The 21,324-nt window shown below is 42.9% G+C and carries 15 protein-coding genes; 12 read left to right on the forward strand and 3 right to left on the reverse strand.

Translation table 11 applies throughout. The annotated features are described in order from the left end of the window. The first annotated feature begins 251 nt into the window (after positions 1 to 251). From R7Q41_RS05610 to R7Q41_RS05640, 7 genes are all read left to right on the forward strand, one after another. On the forward strand, positions 252 to 2,132 hold the full coding sequence (locus tag R7Q41_RS05610) for a DUF294 nucleotidyltransferase-like domain-containing protein (protein WP_005377775.1): 1,881 nt from the start codon (positions 252 to 254) through the stop codon (positions 2,130 to 2,132). Continuing rightward, positions 2,132 to 2,878, forward strand: a complete 747-nt coding sequence (locus R7Q41_RS05615; RefSeq protein ID WP_318144406.1) for a 3'-5' exonuclease — start codon at positions 2,132 to 2,134, stop codon at positions 2,876 to 2,878. The genes R7Q41_RS05610 and R7Q41_RS05615 overlap by 1 nt, the downstream gene beginning before the upstream one ends. A 192-nt stretch (positions 2,879 to 3,070) precedes the next feature. Beyond that, the gene (locus R7Q41_RS05620; protein WP_005377772.1) at positions 3,071 to 4,729 is read left to right on the forward strand and encodes a BCCT family transporter; all 1,659 of its coding nucleotides are present in this window, start codon (positions 3,071 to 3,073) and stop codon (positions 4,727 to 4,729) included. A 314-nt stretch (positions 4,730 to 5,043) separates the two neighbouring features. Then, a complete protein-coding gene (gene ectA, locus R7Q41_RS05625) occupies positions 5,044 to 5,577 on the forward strand; it encodes a diaminobutyrate acetyltransferase (RefSeq protein ID WP_005393379.1) in 534 nt (177 codons plus the stop codon). A gap of 34 nt (positions 5,578 to 5,611) precedes the next feature. Beyond that, a complete protein-coding gene (gene ectB / locus R7Q41_RS05630; protein WP_017820939.1) occupies positions 5,612 to 6,877 on the forward strand; it encodes a diaminobutyrate--2-oxoglutarate transaminase in 1,266 nt (421 codons plus the stop codon). Positions 6,878 to 6,891: 14 nt separating this feature from the next. Further along, entirely contained in the window at positions 6,892 to 7,278 is a 387-nt protein-coding gene (locus R7Q41_RS05635) for an ectoine synthase (RefSeq protein ID WP_005377769.1), read from the forward strand. Between the two features lie 86 nt (positions 7,279 to 7,364). After that, on the forward strand, positions 7,365 to 8,786 hold the full coding sequence (locus R7Q41_RS05640; protein ID WP_005377768.1) for an aspartate kinase: 1,422 nt from the start codon (positions 7,365 to 7,367) through the stop codon (positions 8,784 to 8,786). 176 nt (positions 8,787 to 8,962) lie between these two features. On the opposite strand, the gene R7Q41_RS05645 is transcribed toward R7Q41_RS05640, so the two are convergent. Then, positions 8,963 to 10,528: an arylsulfatase gene (locus R7Q41_RS05645; protein ID WP_005377767.1), complete on the reverse strand. Its 1,566-nt coding sequence runs from the start codon at positions 10,526 to 10,528 to the stop codon at positions 8,963 to 8,965. 388 nt (positions 10,529 to 10,916) lie between these two features. Between R7Q41_RS05645 and R7Q41_RS05650 the strand changes: the two genes are divergently transcribed. Further along, complete coding sequence (locus tag R7Q41_RS05650; protein WP_318144407.1) at positions 10,917 to 13,247, forward strand: tetratricopeptide repeat protein; 2,331 nt, start codon at positions 10,917 to 10,919, stop codon at positions 13,245 to 13,247. A 46-nt stretch (positions 13,248 to 13,293) separates the two neighbouring features. Here the strand turns inward: R7Q41_RS05650 and R7Q41_RS05655 are convergent, their stop codons facing one another. Continuing rightward, positions 13,294 to 14,022, reverse strand: a complete 729-nt coding sequence (locus R7Q41_RS05655; RefSeq protein WP_373924807.1) for a formylglycine-generating enzyme family protein — start codon at positions 14,020 to 14,022, stop codon at positions 13,294 to 13,296. Between the two features lie 238 nt (positions 14,023 to 14,260). Between R7Q41_RS05655 and R7Q41_RS05660 the strand changes: the two genes are divergently transcribed. From R7Q41_RS05660 to R7Q41_RS05670, 3 genes are all read left to right on the forward strand, one after another. Further along, complete coding sequence (locus R7Q41_RS05660) at positions 14,261 to 15,586, forward strand: anaerobic sulfatase maturase (RefSeq protein WP_104975283.1); 1,326 nt, start codon at positions 14,261 to 14,263, stop codon at positions 15,584 to 15,586. Between the two features lie 53 nt (positions 15,587 to 15,639). Further along, the gene (locus R7Q41_RS05665; protein ID WP_065274487.1) at positions 15,640 to 16,737 is read left to right on the forward strand and encodes a hypothetical protein; all 1,098 of its coding nucleotides are present in this window, start codon (positions 15,640 to 15,642) and stop codon (positions 16,735 to 16,737) included. 162 nt (positions 16,738 to 16,899) lie between these two features. Beyond that, complete coding sequence (locus R7Q41_RS05670; protein WP_054579698.1) at positions 16,900 to 17,898, forward strand: HAD family hydrolase; 999 nt, start codon at positions 16,900 to 16,902, stop codon at positions 17,896 to 17,898. A 107-nt stretch (positions 17,899 to 18,005) separates the two neighbouring features. Here R7Q41_RS05670 and R7Q41_RS05675 read toward each other — a convergent pair whose 3' ends face one another. Continuing rightward, complete coding sequence (locus tag R7Q41_RS05675; protein WP_005377761.1) at positions 18,006 to 19,523, reverse strand: arylsulfatase; 1,518 nt, start codon at positions 19,521 to 19,523, stop codon at positions 18,006 to 18,008. Positions 19,524 to 19,755: 232 nt separating this feature from the next. Here R7Q41_RS05675 and R7Q41_RS05680 point away from each other — a divergent pair, with 232 nt between their 5' ends. Further along, on the forward strand, positions 19,756 to 21,207 hold the full coding sequence (locus R7Q41_RS05680; protein ID WP_047100656.1) for an arylsulfatase: 1,452 nt from the start codon (positions 19,756 to 19,758) through the stop codon (positions 21,205 to 21,207). Positions 21,208 to 21,324 lie beyond the last annotated feature (117 nt).

A 21,324-nucleotide genomic window follows, 5' to 3' on the forward strand; every position in this document is an offset into this window, starting at 1 on the left:
CCATAACGTTGCCCTGACGTAGGGTTGAATTTATTTTGAATTTTTTTGTACATTTCAACTCAACTCGCTTGCATAGATATAAGCTGTGATAGCTTAGAACTCTACATATAAAAAGGTTAGAGCTCTAATTTTTGGTTAAGGCTTGGTCCTGTGAAATCGGTTAGGTACTGTTATCCTTAGATTTATTTATTGCTTGATTTCACTCAGGGTGATATTTATCGCTGTAGTTTAGGCAACGTATGGAATAAAAAATGGAAGCCGAACAGTTAGAAGTGCTCAATTTCATTAGCCAGTACCCACCTTTTGATGACCTACCTGAAGAGCAGCTTAGAAAAATTGCTCTCAATGCCGAGGTTGCATACTTTCGGCAAGGAACAAAAATCCTTAACTTCGGAGATACGATCCGCGACTTGTATATGGTGAGAAGTGGGGCGGTAGAGATTTATCGACGTAAAGGTGAACTTTACAACAGGATTGATGCTGGTGGACTGTTTGGTCAGATGGGGTTGTTGATGAACAACCGCGTACGTATGCCAGCCAAAGCGATAGAAGACACTCTCGTTTACTGTATTCCGGAAAACATCTTCAATGAACTTTGTGATGAGTTTGAAAACTTTGCGGACTACATGGAACTGGAAGATAGCGCGCGTTTGCGAAGCGCAATATCTAGCCGCTCCGAAAGCAATGACTTTACCACCGCTAAGGCACGTAAAATCTTAGCAAGAGATCCAGTAACTCTGGAGGCAACGGCTTCAATTCAGGAAGCTGCGATACTAATGGCAGAGGAAAATGTCACCTCTCTGCTCATTATTCGCCCGACAGAGGAGCTCACAGAAGAAGATGATGAACAGCTGCTTGGAATATTGACTGATCGCGATCTTTGCATTCGCGTACTAGCTCAAGGTATTGATACCAATATTCCAGTGAGTGAGGTCATGAGTTATGACGTGGTTTCATTGGATTATAACGCCTATGTGTTTGAGGCCATGTTAACCATGTTGCGTTACAACGTGCATCATTTACCAATTTTAAAAGATAAAAAGCCGATAGGAATTATTGGCATGACGGACATCGTTCGTTACGAATCTCAGAACAGCCTATTGCTAGTGAGCTCTATTTTTCAGCAAACCAGTGTCGAGGATCTCAAGCAGGTTTCTGAACAAGTAAAAGACTGTTTCGTAAGAATGGTCAATGAAGATGCCAACGCGCACATGATTGGTCGAGCCATGTCGGTTATAGGCAGTAGTTTCAAACAACGCCTCGCTGAATTAGCTGAGCAAGAGTTCGGCCCAGCGCCCATTCCTTATTGTTTAGTCGCAATGGGTTCAATGGCGAGGGATGAGCAGCTAATTGTAACGGATCAAGATAACGCCCTTATTCTCGATAACAGTTATGACGTTGAGATTCACGGAGAGTACTTTGAAAAGTTTGCTAAATTTGTTTGTGATGGTTTAGCGGCATGCGGCTATGCTTATTGTACTGGAGACATTATGGCTACCAACCCAGAATGGCGAAAAACTCGTGCAGAATGGGAAGAATGCTTTGGAAACTGGATAGACAATCCAACCCCTGAGAGATTGTTAAATAGTAATATCTTTTTTGATCTCCTCGGTGTGCATGGGCGAGTGAAATGGGCGGAGCAATTAAGCAGCTTTATTGTGAGACGAGCGAAAAGAAATAACCGCTTTCTTGCTTGTATGGCGTATAACGCAATACGTAGGACGCCTCCACTGGGCTTTTTCAAAGACTTTGTGATGGAGAAAGATGGTCGTCATCGCAACTCGATTAACTTGAAGCGAAGGGGGACGGCTCCGTTGGCCGATTTAATACGGGTGCATTCTCTGGCAATCGGTTCGCGATCGCAAAACTCTTTCGACCGTTTAGATGACATTAATGATGCTGGCATTTTACCGAAAGGTCGAGGTTTGGATTTAAGGGATGCGATGGAGCTAATCTACATGGTTCGAATTCGTCACCAAGCCCTTGATATAGAAAATGGAGAAGAGCCAGACAACAATATTGAGCCGGAGAACATGTCTGAATTTGAACGTCGAAACTTAAAAGCAGCATTTCAAATTCTAAGTAACGCTCAGAACTTCATTAAGTTTCGATACCAGAGAAGTAGCAAATAATGTGGTTCTCAAAAAAAGTAGAAAAAGAACAGCCGTTGTTGGATACATCCCAGACGCCAGAGTGGTCAATGTTGTTCAAACAACTAGCTAAAGAAGCGAAAGACGAGAGGCTCAAACGCTACTATTCGACACCGATGGTTAATGGGGAAACACCAATTGAACAAGTGCCATTTGTCTCGGTAGACTTTGAGACAACAGGATTGAACTCGGAAGAGGATGTCATTCTCACGATCGGACTTGTCCCGTTTACTATTGATCGTGTTCAATGTAATGGCTCTGCTCATTGGGTCGTTAACCCAAACAGAGAGTTAAACCACGAGTCTGTCATTATTCACGGTATCACTGACTCTGAGGTTAAAAACGCGCCGCAGCTGTCTCAGATCTTGGGTGAAATATTGGATGCGTTGTCAGGCAAAGTGGTACTTGTTCACTACAAGAACATTGAAAGGCAGTTCTTTAATAACGCCTTGCTAAATAGCATCGGAGAGGGGATACAGTTTCCTGTTGTTGATACGTTAGATATTGAGTATGCGATACAACGCCGTGAATGCAGAGGTTTTATCAATAAGTTGAAAGGCAAGAAACCCGGTTCTGTACGATTAGGGCACGCTCGTGAAAGATATGGCCTCCCTGCTTATCAACCTCACCATGCCCTGACGGATGCGTTAGCAACTGCGGAGCTGTTTCAAGCGCAACTGCAGTATCACTTTAATCGAAACATCCCAATATCTTCGGTTTGGCAATAGGCGTTATTTATGGTGAAAACAATAAAATGCAATGAGAGATAGGGGGCTTTAAGATTATGATGGCGGATTGAGTAACCGCTTATAAGAACAATGTTTTATGAACATGTGCTTGGTAGTAATGAAGACGTTTCATTACTCGAACTCCGACGAAAGTAATTTAAACTTGGTCACGTATTTTTAAGGAGATTATCCGTGAGCACCGATAATAACGGTGGCATTCAACGCCCCGATGGAAAAGTAAACGCAATAGATACTGACTATCAAATTGGTCAGGATAACGTTGCGCTAAAGGTAGGCCCATTTGGCCTTGATATTCACAACCGTGTTTTTGCAATTTCTGGCTTAGCAATCGTCATGTTTGTTGTGATAACACTATTATTCCGAGAACAGGTAGAGCCGTTTTTTGCAGACCTACGAGCGGGTTTGTTACACAATTTAGACTGGTTTTTTCTCGCTTCAGGTAATATTTTTGTCATTGTCTGTGTCGGATTGATCTTCACACCATTGGGCCGTGTGCGAATCGGTGGTACTGAAGCAACACCGGATTACTCCTATGCCGGATGGTTGGCAATGCTATTTGCTGCAGGTATGGGCATTGGTCTCGTATTCTTCGGTGTATCAGAACCGATGTCCCATTTTAGTTCTGCGATTGGTGGCGTGAGCGTTGAGAATGGTGTACGTACTGACTGGGCACCGCTAGGTGGTGCAGAGGGCGATGCAACTGCAGCTTCGGCATTAGGGATGGCTGCGACGATTTACCACTGGGCACTTCATCCGTGGTCAATATACGCGCTCTTGGCTCTTGGACTGGCTATCTTTTCATTTAACAAAGGTTTGCCACTCACCATGCGCTCAATTTTTTACCCTTTGTTTGGTGAGCGTGTATGGGGTTGGACTGGTCATATTATCGATATTCTTGCAGTGGTAGCGACGGTTTTTGGTTTAGCAACATCGCTAGGCTACGGTGCGTCTCAAGCCGCAACGGGTTTGAACTTCCTGTTTGATGTCCCAATGACCAATACCACGCAGGTTATATTGATTATTGGTATTACTGCGCTCGCTTTAATCTCTGTTGTGGCTGGACTCGATAAGGGCGTGAAAATCTTATCTGAAATCAACATGGGTCTTGCAGCGCTGCTATTGCTATTTGTTATTGTTGTTGGCCCGACGATTGCGATTTTAACTGGTTTCTTCGAGAACATCGTTTCCTATGTGGCTAATATCCCTGCCTTATCTATGCCATTTGGACGAGAGGATGTGAATTACTCTCAAGGCTGGACGGCGTTTTACTGGGCGTGGTGGATTTCTTGGTCACCATTTGTGGGTATGTTCATCGCACGTGTGTCTCGCGGTCGTTCAGTTCGTGAGTTTATTATTTGCGTTATTCTTATCCCATCTTCAGTTTGTGTGTTATGGATGACGGCTTTTGGCGGTAACGCAATTAGCCAATACGTTAATGATGGCTACGAGGCGGTGTTTAACGCAGAACTACCTTTAAAACTTTTTGCCATGTTAGATGTTATGCCATTGGCTGAGATAACATCTTTTGTCGGCATTATCTTAGTCGTGGTGTTCTTCATTACCTCTTCTGACTCAGGATCACTGGTTATTGATACTATTGCTGCGGGCGGTAAGGTCGATGCACCAACGCCACAACGCGTGTTCTGGTGTACGTTTGAAGGTTTGGTTGCGATTGCATTGATGTTGGGTGGTGGTCTAGCTGCTGCTCAAGCAATGGCGGTGACGACTGGTTTACCATTTACTATTGTTTTGCTTGTTGCAACGGTATCTTTGATAAAAGGTTTGATGGATGAACCTCGTCCAAAGGCGGTTTCTAAGAAATCAAAATAACTAGTATCAGCAGTTAAATTATTGATAAAAGCGGTATGCGAAAGCATGCCGCTTTTTTTTGGATTTCTATTTTTCTCTGAGAAATGAACAGCATGGAAAATGGTCTTATTCTGGTTGTTTTTTGTACTGCGCATTTAGGTGACTATTTAATAAATTAGACCTCGAACTATTTTAACTTTTGGTTAATAGGTTTGTTTTTGTGATCTATATCACAAAAATACCGATAAAAAGGCGGATTATTTGATTTTTAGTCGCGAGGGATGCCCATAATAAAAAGGAAATTTAATTAGACCTCAAAGGATATGTATTTTCACATGATCACATCAGCACCTTGGGTCCTTTATCCAGAGATTGGAGAAGACTCAAGTAAAAAATGGATTTTTCGTGAACCTAAAATCTCTGATGGTGACGACATTTACAGCTTGATTGCAGACTGTCCTCCATTGGACATGAACTCATCTTATTGCAATTTCCTACAGTCTACGCATTTCAGCAAAACCAGTATTTTGGTTGAGCAAAAAGGCGAAATCGCAGGTTTCATTTCCGGTTATCAGAAACCAGACGAGCAAGACGTTTTATTTGTCTGGCAAGTTGCAGTCTCACCTCGCTTTAGAGGTCATGGTTTAGCATTCCGCATGTTGAAAGAACTTCTCACCCGAGAGGAATTAGGCGGTGTTAAATCGGTAGAAACTACCATCACGGAAGATAATAAAGCCTCTTGGGCACTGTTCAAAAAGTTAGATGCGATGAACGGCAATTCTGGCCAAGTAAGCACATTTTTGGATGAAGAAGCCCACTTTAAAGGCAAACACGATACAGAATATTTGTATCGCATTCCTCTCAAATAATCCTCAAACAATAGGAATTAAAAACGGTCTCATCATGGATATTTTCAAAAAGCAGGAATCCAACGTACGCTCATATTCAAACAATTTCCCGGTCGTTTTTCGTAAAGCGAAAGGCTGCTGGCTAGAAACAGAACAAGGTGAACGATACTTAGACTTCCTTGCTGGAGCGGGATCTCTAAATTATGGCCATAACAATCCAGTACTAAAACAAGCGTTGCTTGAGTACATTGAAATGGACGGTATTACTCACGGTTTGGATATGCACTCAGAAGCGAAAGCATCGTTTCTGGAAGCGTTGGATACTTACATCCTTAAACCAAGAAACTTGGATTACAAGGTTCAGTTTACGGGCCCAACAGGCACTAACGCTGTTGAGGCGGCATTGAAGCTGGCTAAAAAAGTAAAAGGCCGCGACAGCGTCGTTGCGTTTACTAACGGTTTCCATGGTTGTACTGCTGGCGCACTGGCTGCAACGGGTAACCAGCATCACAGACAAGGTAACGGTTCTAGTCTAAGTAACGTCACTCGTATTCCATTTGAAGGTTACGCTGGCGTAGATGGTCTCGCGCTGTTCGAAACCATGCTAAATGATAACTCTGCAGGTATGGATAAACCAGCCGCTGTACTTCTTGAAACTGTGCAGGGTGAAGGTGGTTTAAATGCTGCTTCAAACGAGTGGTTACAACGTTTGAGCAAAATCTGTAAAGCCAATGACATTCTTGTGATTGTCGATGACATTCAAGCAGGTTGCGGACGTACCGGTACTTTCTTTAGTTTCGAGCCGTCTGGTATCCAACCGGATATCGTGACGCTATCGAAGTCGATCGGTGGTTACGGTTTGCCGATGGCTGTCGTATTACTTAAGCCTGAGCTTGACCAGTGGAAGCCAGGCGAGCATAACGGTACGTTCCGTGGCAATAATCACGCCTTTATTACTGCTGCAAAAGCACTAGAAATTTACTGGGCAAACGATGATTTTGAAACACACATCAAGCAGTGTTCAGACAAGGTAAGTGCTGTTATTGACCGTTGTGTTCGTCGCTTTCCACAAATGTTTGTGCAGAAAAAAGGCCGCGGCATGATGGTTGGTATTGAATGTATCAATGGTGACATGGCATCTGAAATTGCGAAAAACTGTTTCGAGAATGGAATGGTGATAGAGACAGCGGGTCCAGACGATGAAGTTGTGAAGTTCTTCTGTCCACTAACCATCAGCGAATCAGAGCTAGATCAAGGACTAAGCATCTTTGAAAATGCAGTAGAGACTATCGCTGCGAAACATTTCAAACAAGCATCTTAATAAGGATTTTAATTATGATCGTCAGAACTCTAGATGAATGCCGCAACAGCGAACGACGTGTTGTTTCAGATAACTGGGAAAGTGTCCGCATGTTGTTGAAAGACGACAACATGGGTTTCTCTTTCCACATCACAACGATTTATGAAGATACAGAAACTCATATTCACTATCAAAACCACCTTGAATCGGTGTTTTGTATGAGTGGTGAAGGTGAGATTGAAGTTGTAGGTGGAGAAACGTACCCAATCAAACCAGGTACATTATACATCCTTGATAAACACGATGAGCACTACTTGAGAGCTTATAAGAATAAAGAAATGGTAATGGCGTGTGTGTTTAACCCACCGATTACTGGCGCTGAAGTGCACGATGAAAACGGTGTTTATCCTCTCGTTGACTAAAAGATGATGGTGGGGTGCTTTGCCACCCCACACTTTACTATCTCTTCTTTTTTCTTTTTAAAGTTACCAATCAAAAAAGGCTTATCATGACATTTACCGTAGAAAAAATCGGCGGTACATCAATGACAGCATTTGATGCTGTTCTCGACAATATTATTCTTCGTCCCAAAACGCCATACAATCGTATTTTTGTCGTATCTGCATACGGTGGTATGACCGATGCGCTGCTTGAGTGTAAAAAAACCAGTAAACCAGGCGTTTATCAGCTTATCGCGAAACGCGACGACAAATGGGAAGAAGCGTTAGCGTACGTTGAAAGCCGTATGTTGCTGACCAATGAAAATATTTTTGCGGACCCAATGAATCGTATCCGTGCGGATAAATTCATTCGCTCCCGCATTGCTGAAGCGAAAAACTGTATCGCGAATATTTTAGAAACCTGTCAGTACGGTCAATTTTCGTTGCGCCAGTACTTGCCTCAAATTCGAGAGTTTCTCTCGTCTATCGGTGAGGCACATAGTGCTTACAACACAGCACTAAAACTAAAAAATATGGGTATTAACGCTAAGTTCGTTGACCTGTCTGGTTGGGATAATCAAGCGCCAAGAAGCCTTGATGAGTCGATCAGTGACGCGTTTGCTGATATCGATGTATCAAAAGAACTGCCAATCGTGACAGGTTATGCTTACTGTAAAGAGGGCCTAATGCACACTTATGACCGAGGTTATAGTGAGATGACATTTAGCCGAATTGCAGCAATAACAAAAGCGGATTTAGCAGTAATTCACAAAGAGTACCACTTGAGCTCAGCGGACCCACGCGTTGTTGGCCCTGAAAAAGTATTACCAATTGGTAGTACAAACTATGACGTAGCAGACCAACTTGCCAACCTTGGCATGGAAGCGATTCACCCAAATGCCGCTGCGGGTTTGCGTGAAAGTGGTATTGAGCTACAGATTAAAAATACATTCGAACCTGAACACGAAGGTACTTTGATCTCTTCAAGCTACCGCCCAGAAGAAGACAAAGTCGAGATCATCGCAGGTAAAGAGAAAGTATTTGCACTGCATTTGTTTGACCAAGCAATGGTAGGAAAAGCCGATAACGTTAGTTACGAATTGATGGAAATCATCTCCGATGCTCGTGTAAGTTTGGTTGGTAAAGAGATGAACGCTAACTCTATTACTTACTATCTAGGTGGCAGTACAGATAGCTTAAACAAAGTATTGTATAAAGCCGAGAAACGTTATCCGAATGCCTCGATTAAAGGTCGTATGGTCGCGCTTATCTCAGCCATCGGTTCTCAAATTGATACCAACAAGACGTTGGCGAAAGGTGTGCTTGCATTGATGAATAATGGCGTTACGCCAGTTGCACTGCACTCATCATTGAGAAATGTAAATGTTCAATTTGTTGTCGGTGATAAGGAATACCAGCACGCGATTTGCGCATTGCATGATGAGTTTTTCCAAAGTAGCAGTTTAGCTAAATCGGTTAATGTGGCTTAGTTTATCCACGGTTAAAATACAAAGGAGAGCAGGTTAGCTCTCCTTTTTTGTTTTTCAGTTTGTACTTTTGCATAGTCTAAACAGACGATTTAAGTAAGTTCCTATGTGGCGATACACATAAGCCAGCAGAATGGTCTGCTGGCTTAATGTTACTGATTAACTAACGTTAACTTAGTTTACTTAAACTTGCTGATTTCTTGTTCAACTTTGTCTAGTTGCTGCAGCTTCTCTTGCATTTTTAGAGAGTCGTAGTTTAGTGAAGCAGGGTTCATCGCTGTGCCACGTTGCATTGGGTATTCTGGAAGTGTTTTAAAGAACTCTCCCACAACGTCTTGAACAGGTACAAATAGCCACATGTTGTCAGCCATCCAACGCAAGTACATTTGTGATTCGCTTGGGCCTTTTTCGAATGGGTCAGCGCGTAGGTGGATGATTTTAGGCCAGTTCGGAGCAAAACGAACTGCGTTACTTAGGTTCCCTTCAAGCGTTGCAAAGTGAAGTTTCCAGTCATTCCAGCGGACAGCGTTTAATTCACCATTAGACGTAAAGTAAAGCAGCGACTCACGAGGGCCTTTTTCTTCCTTACCTTCAAAGTATGGCATGAAGTTATAACCATCTAAATGTACACGCCACTCTTTGCCATTTGCTTTGTAGCCTTCTGCCAGTTTTTCTTTTACATCAGGTACGCCAGCAGCTGCCAATAATGTAGGCAACCAGTCTTGGTGTGCCATCATTTCATTGATCTTGGTTCCTGGCTTAATGACGCCTGGCCAACGAACCAGTTGAGGAACACGCATACCGCCTTCCCAAGTTGTACCTTTTTCACCATGGAATGGTGTTGCGCCACCATCTGGCCAAGTCATGGTTTCTGCGCCGTTGTCCGTTGAGTAGATAACGATAGTGTTGTCTGCAACACCTAGCTCATCCAGCTTGTCGAGTAAAACACCTACATGATCATCATGTTCCAGCATACCATCGGCATAAATGCTTACACCTGATTTACCTTGGTATTTTTCCTGCAAGCGAGTCCAAACGTGCATACGAGTGGCGTTATGCCAAATAAAGAAGGGTTTATCCGCCTTAACTGCTTTTTCCATAAATGCCAAAGAGCTCTCTAGGAACTCTTCATCTGCGTGCTCCATACGTTTTCGTGTCATCGGGCCAGTGTCTTCAATCTTACCGTCGGCATAAGACTTAATGACACCACGAGGGCCATAGTTTTTACGAAACTCTGGGTCTTTAGGGTAGTAATAAGTTTCAGGTTCTTCTTCTGCGTTTAGGTGATATAAGTTACCGAAGAATTCGTCAAAGCCGTGTTTTGTCGGTAAGTGCTTATCTTGGTCACCTAAGTGGTTTTTACCAAATTGACCCGTCATGTAACCTTGTTCTTTTAACAGATCTGCAATGGTTGGCGCCCAATCAGGTATGCCGTGGTCAGAGCCTGGCATACCAATTGTTAACAAACCCGTACGAAATGGCTCTTCACCCGTAATAAAGGCCGCGCGACCAGCAGTACAAGACTGTTGTCCGTAGTGATCTGTGAACAATGCACCTTCATTCGCGATACGGTCGATGTTTGGCGTTTTGTAACTCATCATACCTTGGTTGTATGCGCTGATATTCCAGTAGCCGATATCGTCACCAAAAATTGCCAGAATATTCGGTTTGTCGGCTGCCATAGCAGCACTGGACGCCGCTAACAGTCCTGCGCCCACAGCGATTTTGCTCAATTGATTTGCCATAAAAACTCCAGATTGTTGAGAGTAAAGATAAGCACAAGTGAGCCTTATGCTTAGTTGCTGCATAAGTTAATGATGTATATAGAAAAATCCTCTTATACTCGATATAACCATAAGTTATTGCTAGGTTGTAACTATTTGTTAATTAAGAAGAAATAGGATTGTTCTGTTAGTTTGTAGAGATTCGTAAAGTAGATTTAGATCACTTAAGAGCCTTATTTTTATTGCGTAGTAGAAGAGGGGATGGAAATGAAAAACAATAGGATGCTCGCTTGTTTTACGGTCCTAAAGCAATACTAAAGTCGTTATGTATTGCTTGTAATTATTTGTATAACCAGTGATTTAGTGTCTATATTGATTTAGGTTGTACATTATAAATATAAGGATATCTATGAGTCAGTGGGCAGGCCGGTTTCGCATTTTATTGCTGGTCAACGTTGTTGTCAGTTTTATGGCTTTTTCTCAAGAGTTATTAACAGAGAAACCAAATATTCCTTCAGGCTTAAATCCGGAATATGCTGGCACACAAGCTTGTATAGATTGCCACCAAAACGAGGTAGCGGCCTGGAAAGGGTCACATCACGATATGGCCATGAAGCATGCAAGTACAACCTCTGTACGTGGTGATTTTGATAACCATGTTGTAACGCACAAAGGAATGCCTAATCGTTTTTTTAAAAAAGGCGACGAATTTTGGGTCAATATTCAAGGTGCTGACGGGCAATGGCATGACTATAAGATCAGCTATACATTTGGCTGGGAGCCATTACAGCAGTACATGGTCGAGTTTGAAGATGGCCGCGTGCAGCTTATTCCTTTTGCTTGGGACACAAGAGGTAAAGTTGAAGGGGGACAGCGTTGGTTTCATCTTTATCCAGAAACGACAACAACGGATGAATTCTATTGGACCAATACCGGGCAAAATTGGAACTTCATGTGTGCTGATTGCCATTCAACGAACCTAAAGAAGAATTACGACGCTGACAAAAACACTTACAACAGCTCATGGTCAGAGATTAATGTGGGATGCGAAGCATGCCATGGTCCCGCTAGTCAGCACATAGAACTGGCCAAGAAATACAAAAATGCTGGCACTTCTTTTGAGCATGACAGCCATTATGGCTTTGATCGAAATTTGTCTAAAGCAGTGTCGGATTGGGTGTTTGAGGAAGGCCATAGTACGTTACAGCCGAAATCAATTGAAGCAACCAATCAAGTGCAAACATGCGCTCAATGCCATAGTCGCCGAACCCAGTTAAATGAAACAGGTGATCATGTTAAAGGTTCCTTTTTTGATAAATATCGCTTAAGTCTTATAACACCTGAACTCTACTATCATGATGGACAGATTTACGACGAAGATTATGTTTATGGTTCGTTTCTTCAATCTGAAATGGCGGAGAAAGGGGTCACGTGCACTAATTGCCATGATCCACACACGGCAGAGTTAACGATCCCAGAAGAGGCAGTATGTTCGCAATGCCATATTGCATCGGAATATACACCTGAAAAGCATACCTTTCATAAGGTTGGATCTGAAGCATCGCAATGTACGACTTGTCACATGCCAGAAACAACTTACATGCAAGTCGATCCTCGTAGAGACCACAGTTGGCATATTCCACGACCGGATTTGAGCAAACATATTGGAACGCCCAATGTTTGCATGTCATGCCATGAAGATAAAAGCAATCAATGGGCCGATGAACAGATAGCAGAATGGTACCCGAATTCGAAGTATCGTAATCAACAACATTTTGCTGTCGCATTTTATGCGGATTCAATTGGTCATCAAGGAGCAGCAAATGCGTTGGCATACTCTGCTCAGGATTCGTCTTTAAAAGACATTATTCGCGCCTCAGCCCTGGAGAGAATGGGGGGCAACACTGACCAAAATACAACAGTATCTTTGGCTAGGGCCGTTAAGAATGAGAATGAAATGGTTCGATTAGGGGCAATTTCAGGCTCGTCTGGTTATGAATTTCATGATCGGTGGCGGATTCTAGAGCCATTGCTTGGTGACCCGGTGCTTTCAGTGAGAGCGGAAGCTGCCTCGGTGCTGGTAGCGAACTACGCACAAATGACCCCTTTACAAAAAGATATCATTAAATCGCCTTTAGAAGAGTACATGGAAATTCAAGAGTTTAATGCCGATCGTGGTTTCGGAAGAACCAATTTGGCGAATGTGTACCGCAGCTTAGGTGAAATCGACAAAGCGGCCGAGCTGTATAAACAAGCGATCAGCATCGAACCCTATTTCGAAAATAGCTACGTTAACCTAGCAGATTTGTATCGTCACCTAGGTAAAGAAGAAGCTGCGCTCACGGTGCTACAACAAGGGATGAAAGCTCAACCTAAATCCAGCACATTACCATACAGCGCAGGTCTTTCTTTGTTACGTCAAGGCAAAGCCGATGATGCGAAAAAGCTACTTAGACGCGCCGCAGAAGTTGGTGAAACTAATGCGCATTATTGGTACGTGTACGGTCTAGCTTTAGAAAAAAGCGATGTTCTAGAAGCCAGTAAAGCGTTGCATACAGCATTTGAAGTCGGTGGCAATCCACAACACTTGTTTGCTCAATGCGAGGTTCTAGCGAGAAATCATAAAAAAGGTGCTGTCGCTTTTGCTTTCGATAGGTGCATACAAGAGCTTAGTCACTATGCACCTAAGCAAGCTATTGATCAGCTTAAAGCCTCTATTGTTGGGGTCAATAGGAGCTAATTACCAAAAGTGGAGCTTTTATCGCTCCACTTTTTTCTTACTTAGTTTAATCAGCGTCTTTCGCTAATCTCAGCCCCATATCGGACATGATGACTGACTGGCTAGCAAAATCGCGACGATAGTTTTCGGATTCGTCAGCATCATAGGCAAAGCTACCACCTCGTACAGACTTGTGTGCCAGGCTTTCTTTTTCATCTTTTGCGTTTACCGGATTATCACTTGGTGCTGATTTGTAATAGCCTTCATCAAACGCATCAATAACAAACTCACCAACATTACCCGTCATATCGTATAAGCCAAGCTCATTCGGTTTTTTCTGACCTACCTTGTGTGCCTTATTGTTTGAGTTACTGGCATACCAGGCAACGTCGTTAATATCATCAGACCCCGCGTAAGTGAATCCTTGACTTAGATTCCCCCCTTTCGCTGCAAACTCCCATTCTGCTTCGGTGGGTAAACGATAGTGCTCTCCCGTTTTTTTATTCAATTTCTTTATAAAATAATTGGCTTGTTGCCAGCTAATGTTATTCACGGGCGTATTTGGGTTTCTAAAATAACTCAGAGAAGAGCCTGTAACCGATTCGAATAACTCTTGGGTTACCTCAAATTTTGCCAAATAGAAATCATCCACGCGAACGGTGCGAGCCGGGCGCTCGGATTTATTTGCTGATGGATTATCCGAGCCCATCGTAAATTGTCCGCTTTCAATAAGAACCATATCTTGATCGATTTTTTGAGCAAGAGGGCTAGGTTGTGTTGTTGCACATCCAGTCATAATTAGCGAAATCGAAATAGTGGCACCAAGGTAAAGAGTATTACTTTTGGAATGCTTCATAGGGGAGCTCCATCAACATTTATAATCAAAAAATTTTATCAGGCAAGTCTATGAAAAACAGTTATACACACTATAACAAGCGCCACGAATAATTGAACATTATCATCACACTAGGCGATTAACTTAATGATTAGTCTTAACGTCGTTGGGCACAGGCTAGCAACTAAGAAGGTGATGAATGCACATAACTCAAGGTCCGCAGTTCAATGGAAAAGCATCCAAGCGATTACATGTCATGGCGAAACCTATCGGTGCAGTGTGCAATATCGATTGCACCTATTGTTACTACCTAAGCAAACAAGATTTACTTGAGTACAAGCCAGGCTGCTCACCAGTCATGGATGAGGAAACGCTCGAGACCTATATCCGTCAATATATAGCGGGACAAAATACACCTGAAATTATTTTCTCTTGGCAGGGGGGTGAGCCGACAATGCTAGGTTTGGATTATTTCAAGACAATTGTTGAGCTACAGAATAAATACCGTCCCGATGGCATTACGATCTCCAATGATCTCCAGACTAATGGCACACTGCTTAACGATGAATGGTGTGAGTTTTTAAAGGCGAACAACTTTCTCGTCGGTTTAAGCATTGATGGCCCAGAAATGATGCACAACGCTTACCGAACAAACCGAGCTGGTAGAGGCACATTCCGGCAAGTTATGAATGCGGTTGAATTATTACATAAGCACGAAGTAAAGTTTGCTACGCTCACTTGTGTTAACAACTTGACCGGCCGTAACCCACTTGAAGTGTACCGATTCTTGCGAGATGAAGTACGCTCCCCTCAAATGCAGTTTATTCCAATAGTTGAACAGAAAACATTCAGAACAACCGCCCCTCAAACTTGGGAGCCAAACGAGCAACTAAAGCAAGGAGATAAACGGTTGATCCCAGGTCATAAAGATGCCGTTGTTGAGCCTTTTTGCGTTGCGGATGAAGCATGGGGAAATTTTCTGATCGCGATTTTCAATGAATGGGTTTTACACGATATCGGCAACGTGTTTGTGCAGTACTTTGAAGCTAGTATCGAAACCTGGATGGGCAGAAAAAACCCACTGTGTACGTTAGGTGAAATCTGCGGGAAGGGCTTAGCAATGGAGCCTAATGGTGATGTGTTTGCGTGTGATCATTACGTGTACCCAGAATATAAGGTTGGAAACATTCATCACGAAAAGCTCGATACGCTCGCTTATAGCTCTGAGCAGCAGAAATTTGGGTTTGCTAAAAGTCGTACGCTGCCCCAACAGTGCCTTCAATGTGATTATCAATTTGCATGTTTTGGAGAATGTCCCAAAAACCGTTTTATCCGTACTAGGCAAGGTGAGCCTGGTCTTAATTATCTCTGCGCGGGTTGGAAGAAGTTTTTTACCCATGTTGATCAGTCGATGGCGTACATCTTACGAGCGACAGGTAACCCAGTGGTTCACGGTAAATACAGTGACCAGATTCTACGCCAGCAAGCTACTCAAACACAGACTGTGTTTGAAACGAAGTTTTAAGATAGTCACTACGCCTGCTACAGGCCCGGAAATGAAAGAATATAGGTTATTGAATGCAAAAAATTAAGCTGCTCTCTAAATCATTACTCGTGATCTCGATCGGCATTGCTGCGAGTCAAACAGCAGTGGCACAAGAAACAACATTGCTAGACCCAGACCAGGTATCGCCGACAACGGTTGTCACTCCACAAGAAGCTCAAATGACACCGGCGCAACGAGTCGAAAAGCTGTCTTATGATGCGCAAAATAAAAAGTTGTCTTCAGAAAAACGTATTGATGCTTTACGTGAGTTAGCCAACTATCCAAGCCAAAATGCATTGGTTGCAGTTGCGCGTGGGTTGCAGGATGAAGATGCAGGTATTCGCGAAGCTGCGATTGTGGGAGCACAGCCATATATGATTGAGCACCGTTGGCGTTTGATTTCACCATTATTGAGTGATGACGCCGCCATGGTGCGAATTACAGCAGCGATTAACCTCGTTCGAGATTACGCCAATTTGAGTTCAGAGCAACAGCAGTCACTTGAAGGGCCTGTTTCAGAGCTGACAGCACACTTGTCCAGTAAGAACGATAATGTTTCCAAGTTATTACTTGCAGACGTTTACCGTTGGCATCGTGATTGGGATAAAGCGGCGCTGATATACCCAGAGTTAACTAAGCTTGAGCCAAACAACCCTCAAGTTTGGTTAAGCTATGCAGACAACTTCCGAGCGCAACAGCTAGACCAAAAAGCTATCAACGTGCTTGACGAGGGTATCAAGCTAAATTCAGAAGATGCCTCGCTGCATTATTCTAAATCTCTCGCTTTGGTTAGATTAGACAAAAAGAAAGAAGCGGCGTTTGAAATAGACAAAGCTGCGACGATGGCAAAGACGAACAGTTACTTTTGGTATTTAAATGGTGTTCTGCAAGAAGAGTTAGACTTGAAGAAGTCTGTCAACGCTTTTGAGCAAGCGTATTTGATATCCGGTGCTCCAGAACAATTGTATGCCGTGTGTGACATCTATGTTAGATACGGCAACCCTAAAACGGATGACTGTTTAACAGAGCTAACGAAGGTCGCTCCCGACTATGTTATTGAAGAGCTCAATCAGAAAAAGGGACGTAAAAGTGCCCCTACATCAGTTGAAGCCAATGAATTTAAACTCTAATCGTTAAATTCCATGTTTCTATTTTAATAAAATAGTGGATTAGATTGGTGACATTGTCACTTTCTGGTGGCCGTTGCATATTTCAGTTCAATATGCGCCTGTTTCAATTGAACTATACTTTTGATTGGATTCGCACCTAGCACCTCAATATAAGGAATTAAGATGGCTATAAAGTTAAAGGCGATTGTCTTAGCAACAGGTTTTGCTCTGTCTAGTTACGCTGTTGCTGCTGATATGCAAGATCCACTTCCGTCATGGAACAACACTGACGCTAAGCAAGCTATTGTGGCGTTTGTTACGAAAACAACGACCCAAGGTTCGGATTCCTATGTGCCTGAAAGCCAACGAATCGCGACGTTTGATAATGATGGAACACTTTGGGCAGAAAAGCCTGTTTATCTACAGTTGTTTTTTGCGATCGATAGAGTAAAAGAAATGGCCTCTGAGCATCCTGATTGGAAGACAACCGAACCCTTTGCTTCCGCATTAAAAGGCGACATGGAGGGGATTGGTAAACAAGGACTCGAAGGTGTAATGAAGCTTGTTATGGCAACCCATTCTGGAATGTCTACTGAACAGTTTCATCAAGAAGTTAAGGAATGGTTGAAAACGGCTGTCCATCCAACAACGGGTAGACCATACACTGAAATGGTCTATCAACCTATGCTCGAACTGCTCGACTATTTAAGAGCGAACGACTATCAGACCTACATCGTTTCTGGAGGCGGAATTGAATTTATGCGCGTTTGGGCGCCGGAAGTATACGGCATTCCAACGCAAAACATCGTGGGAACGACGTTAAAGGCGGAATATCAAAGTGTTGATGGAAAACCTACCATCCAACGTATGCCGGAAATAGACTTTGTCAATGACAAAGCAGTAAAGCCTGTGACGATCCAAAACTTCATTGGCAAACGTCCGGTAATGGCGTTTGGTAATTCTGATGGTGATTTACAGATGTTAGAGTGGACGAAAGCAGGTTCAGGTCCAAGATTTTCTGCGATTATCCATCACACGGATGACAAGCGCGAATGGGCGTATGATAAAGATTCTCATGTTGGTAAGTTAGATAAATCGTTTAAAGTAGGTGAAGAGCAAGGTTGGCTATTTGTCGATATGAAACAAGATTGGAATCAAGTGTTTAAAGAGAGCACTAAATGATAATCTTTGTTTGACCATAACTTGCTGCAACCAAACAATTGCAACGAAATAAAAGGCCTCACAATTGAGGCCTTAGTTAATTCCACAGTAGCTTCGATACCTAGGGTCTAGTTTCTAGGTTGCTGTGTCATTGTTTCTACCACTTTTTCAATACTTAACGAGCTACCTTTCGTTGCAGGGAACTCCTTAAATGTCTCTAGGAACTTACGCACGATAGCTTGAGCAGGAACGAACATCCACATTTGATCAGCGTAAAAATGTCTGACGTAAAGTGCTGCATCTGGACCGACCTCGAATGGGTCCATACGAAGGTTTACAATCAAAGGCCAACTAGGTGTTTTGCGGTATGCCTCATTAATGGCACCCTCCATAATACTGAAGTGGATCTTCCAGTCTTTATAACGAACGGCGTTTAAATTACCACCAGCATCGAAGTAAAAGATTTCTTTGCGTGCGCCTTCATCAGCTTTACCAGTCAGCAGATCAAGTTGGTTGTAGCCATCTAAATGTGCTTTAAAGGTTTTGCCCGCTGCTTTATGACCCTTCAATAGTTTTTCTTTCACATCTGGTTCGCCCACAGCTGCGAGTAGAGTTGGCATCCAGTCTTCTTGTGAAAAGATATCGTTGATAACCGTTCCTGGTTTAATGTTTCCAGGCCAGCGTACCATCATCGGAACGCGGAATCCGCCTTCCCAAGTCGTACCTTTTTCGCCCTTGAACGGTGTAGTACCACCATCTGGCCAGGTAAATTTCTCAGCGCCATTATCGGTACTAAAAACAACAATGGTGTTATCTGCTACGCCTAGCTCTTCAAGTTTATCAAGCATCACACCTACTTGATCATCTAGGTCCATCATGCCATCGGCGTATAAGCCGTAACCTGACTTCCCTTGATATTCTTCACTCAAATGTGTCCAGACGTGCATACGGGTTGAGTTATGCCAAATAAAGAATGGTTTGTCTTCTTTTACTGCTTTTTCCATAAAGGCCAAGCTAGCATCCATGAACTCTCGGTCTACGTTTTCCATACGCTTACGAGTAAGGGGACCTGTGTCCTCGATTTTGCCATCCGCAGTCGCCTTCAACACGCCTCGAGGTCCGAATTTTTTACGAAACTCTGGATCTTTTGGATAAAACTCAGACTCAGGCTCTTCTTCCGCGTTTAAATGGTATAGGTTACCAAAGAACTCATCAAACCCATGGTTAGTTGGTAGGTGCTCATCTTGATCACCAAGGTGGTTTTTACCAAACTGACCAGACACATAGCCGTGATTTTTAAGTAACTCTGCGATAGTAGGATCTTTCGATTGAATACCCTCTTTTGCGCCGGGCATACCAATAGTCAATAGACCGGTACGAAACGGATGTTGACCCAGAATAAATGAGGCTCGTCCGGCAGTACAACTCTGTTGTGCGTAAGCGTCTGTGAAAATGGCACCTTCATTGGCGATTTTATCAATGTTAGGAGTCTTCCCTCCCATCATACCATTGTGATACGCACTAATGTTGTATACACCTACATCGTCACCCCAGAACACAAGGATGTTGGGCTTATCGGCAGCAAAGGCTGTGGACGCAGCTAATGTACCGACCAATGCCATTACCTTTTTAATCGAGTTTCGCATGAAAATCCTCCGCGATAAATGAATCCATTATCGTTATATAACGTTACTAATTGTGTTCATCATGGCGAAGTCGAGTGAGATGACACCAAATGAGACAATGTAGTCAGTTGAATATAGTAGAGGTTTTTTGTTGCTTCCAAGTAATCCCTGCTTTTCAAAAATGTTAACTAACATGGACTAGACTTTAGTGTGTTTTAAGTGTGATAAGACGCACTTACAGGATTGAATTTCAATGAAAGGCGACACTATGAAAAATAAAATAGCAACTATCCTGTTTCTATGTATCCCGTTAGAAGTGGTTGCGGAAGAGACACCAAATGTCGTGGTAATGTTGGTTGATAACCTTGGGTGGGGGGAACTAAGTTCCTATGGGAGTACCAGAGGTGTTGAAACTAAAAACTTAGATCAACTTGCTAGAGAAGGTGTACGCCTTACTAATTTTAATGTGGAACCGCAATGCACGCCAACTCGCTCCTCATTCATGACGGGGAGGCGAGCGCTTAGATCTGGGACAGATAAGGTTGTTTGGGGAGTGCCTTACGGTATGGTGAACTGGGAAATAACCATTGCAGAGAAGTTTAAGGAACAAGGATATAACACGAGCCTTTACGGGAAATGGCATTTGGGAGACCAAAAAGGGCGCTTTCCAACGGATCAAGGCTTTGATGAATGGTATGGCATTGCAAATACGACGGATGAGTCAGAATATAGCTCTCAACCCGGTTATAAAGCTATATTACCTAAACCTCAAATCCTTTCAGCTAGAGCAGGGCAGGACCCTAAAGGGGTCAAAGAATATAATTTGGACTCACGTAGAACGATTGACAGTGAGCTAGTTGAACATGCCACAGATTTTATAAATCGAAATGTGAAAGAGAATAAGCCATTTTTCTCTGTAATTACTTTTACTCAACCACATTTACCGACGCTACCTCATCCTGATTTTATTGGTAAAACAGGCAAAGGAAATTACTCAGATGTGTTAGCTGAGATAGATTTTCGAGCTGGGCAAGTTATTGGTGCAATAGAAAAAGCAGGAATTAAAGACAATACACTAGTGATTTGGTTTTCTGACAACGGTCCAGAGTGGCATATGCCATACCAAGGCTCTAGCGGGCCATGGCGTGGTGCGTACTTTACGGCTCTTGAAGGGTCTCTCCGAACACCATTTATTGCCTCTTGGCCTAACCACATCAAACCGGGTAGAGTGAGTGATGAAATTATCCATGTTGTGGATCTATTTGCCTCACTTTCCCATGTCGGTGGATACAAATTACCAAGCGATAGAACAATAGATAGTATTGATCAGTGGGCCTTTTTAAAGGGAGATAGTGAAAAGTCTAATCGAGATGGTTTCATCGTTAACAATGGATCTGAAACCTACGCTTATAAGTGGGAAAATTACAAGATGCACTTTATTGATCAAGATATCATGCCGGAGAAAGGGCGCCCATTACAGATCCCTGAAATATACAATTTGATTGATGACCCTAAAGAGGAGTTTGATTTAAGAAATAATGCCACATGGTTATTTCCTATCATGATAGGAAAGAGAGTAAAGTTTGAATCTTCCGTTTCAACAAGCTGCGATACGATTCCTTTCCCTGCTCCATTTGGATATGAGCCCGATTGTAGCAAGGGGAATTTCAATCAATTTCCAGTGGATGGGTTACGCCAGAAGTAGTTTACCCCAATGGCTCTTTCTCGCATACATGAGGTATGTTTTTGGTTCAATATCTCATTAGAGCCATTTAGGGCCATGTTTTTTCTAGTTTCATTTGAACAGTCATATTCGTCGACC

The organism is Vibrio sp. 2096 (assembly GCF_033339595.1).
In the GTDB taxonomy this organism is placed as follows: domain Bacteria; phylum Pseudomonadota; class Gammaproteobacteria; order Enterobacterales; family Vibrionaceae; genus Vibrio; species Vibrio alginolyticus.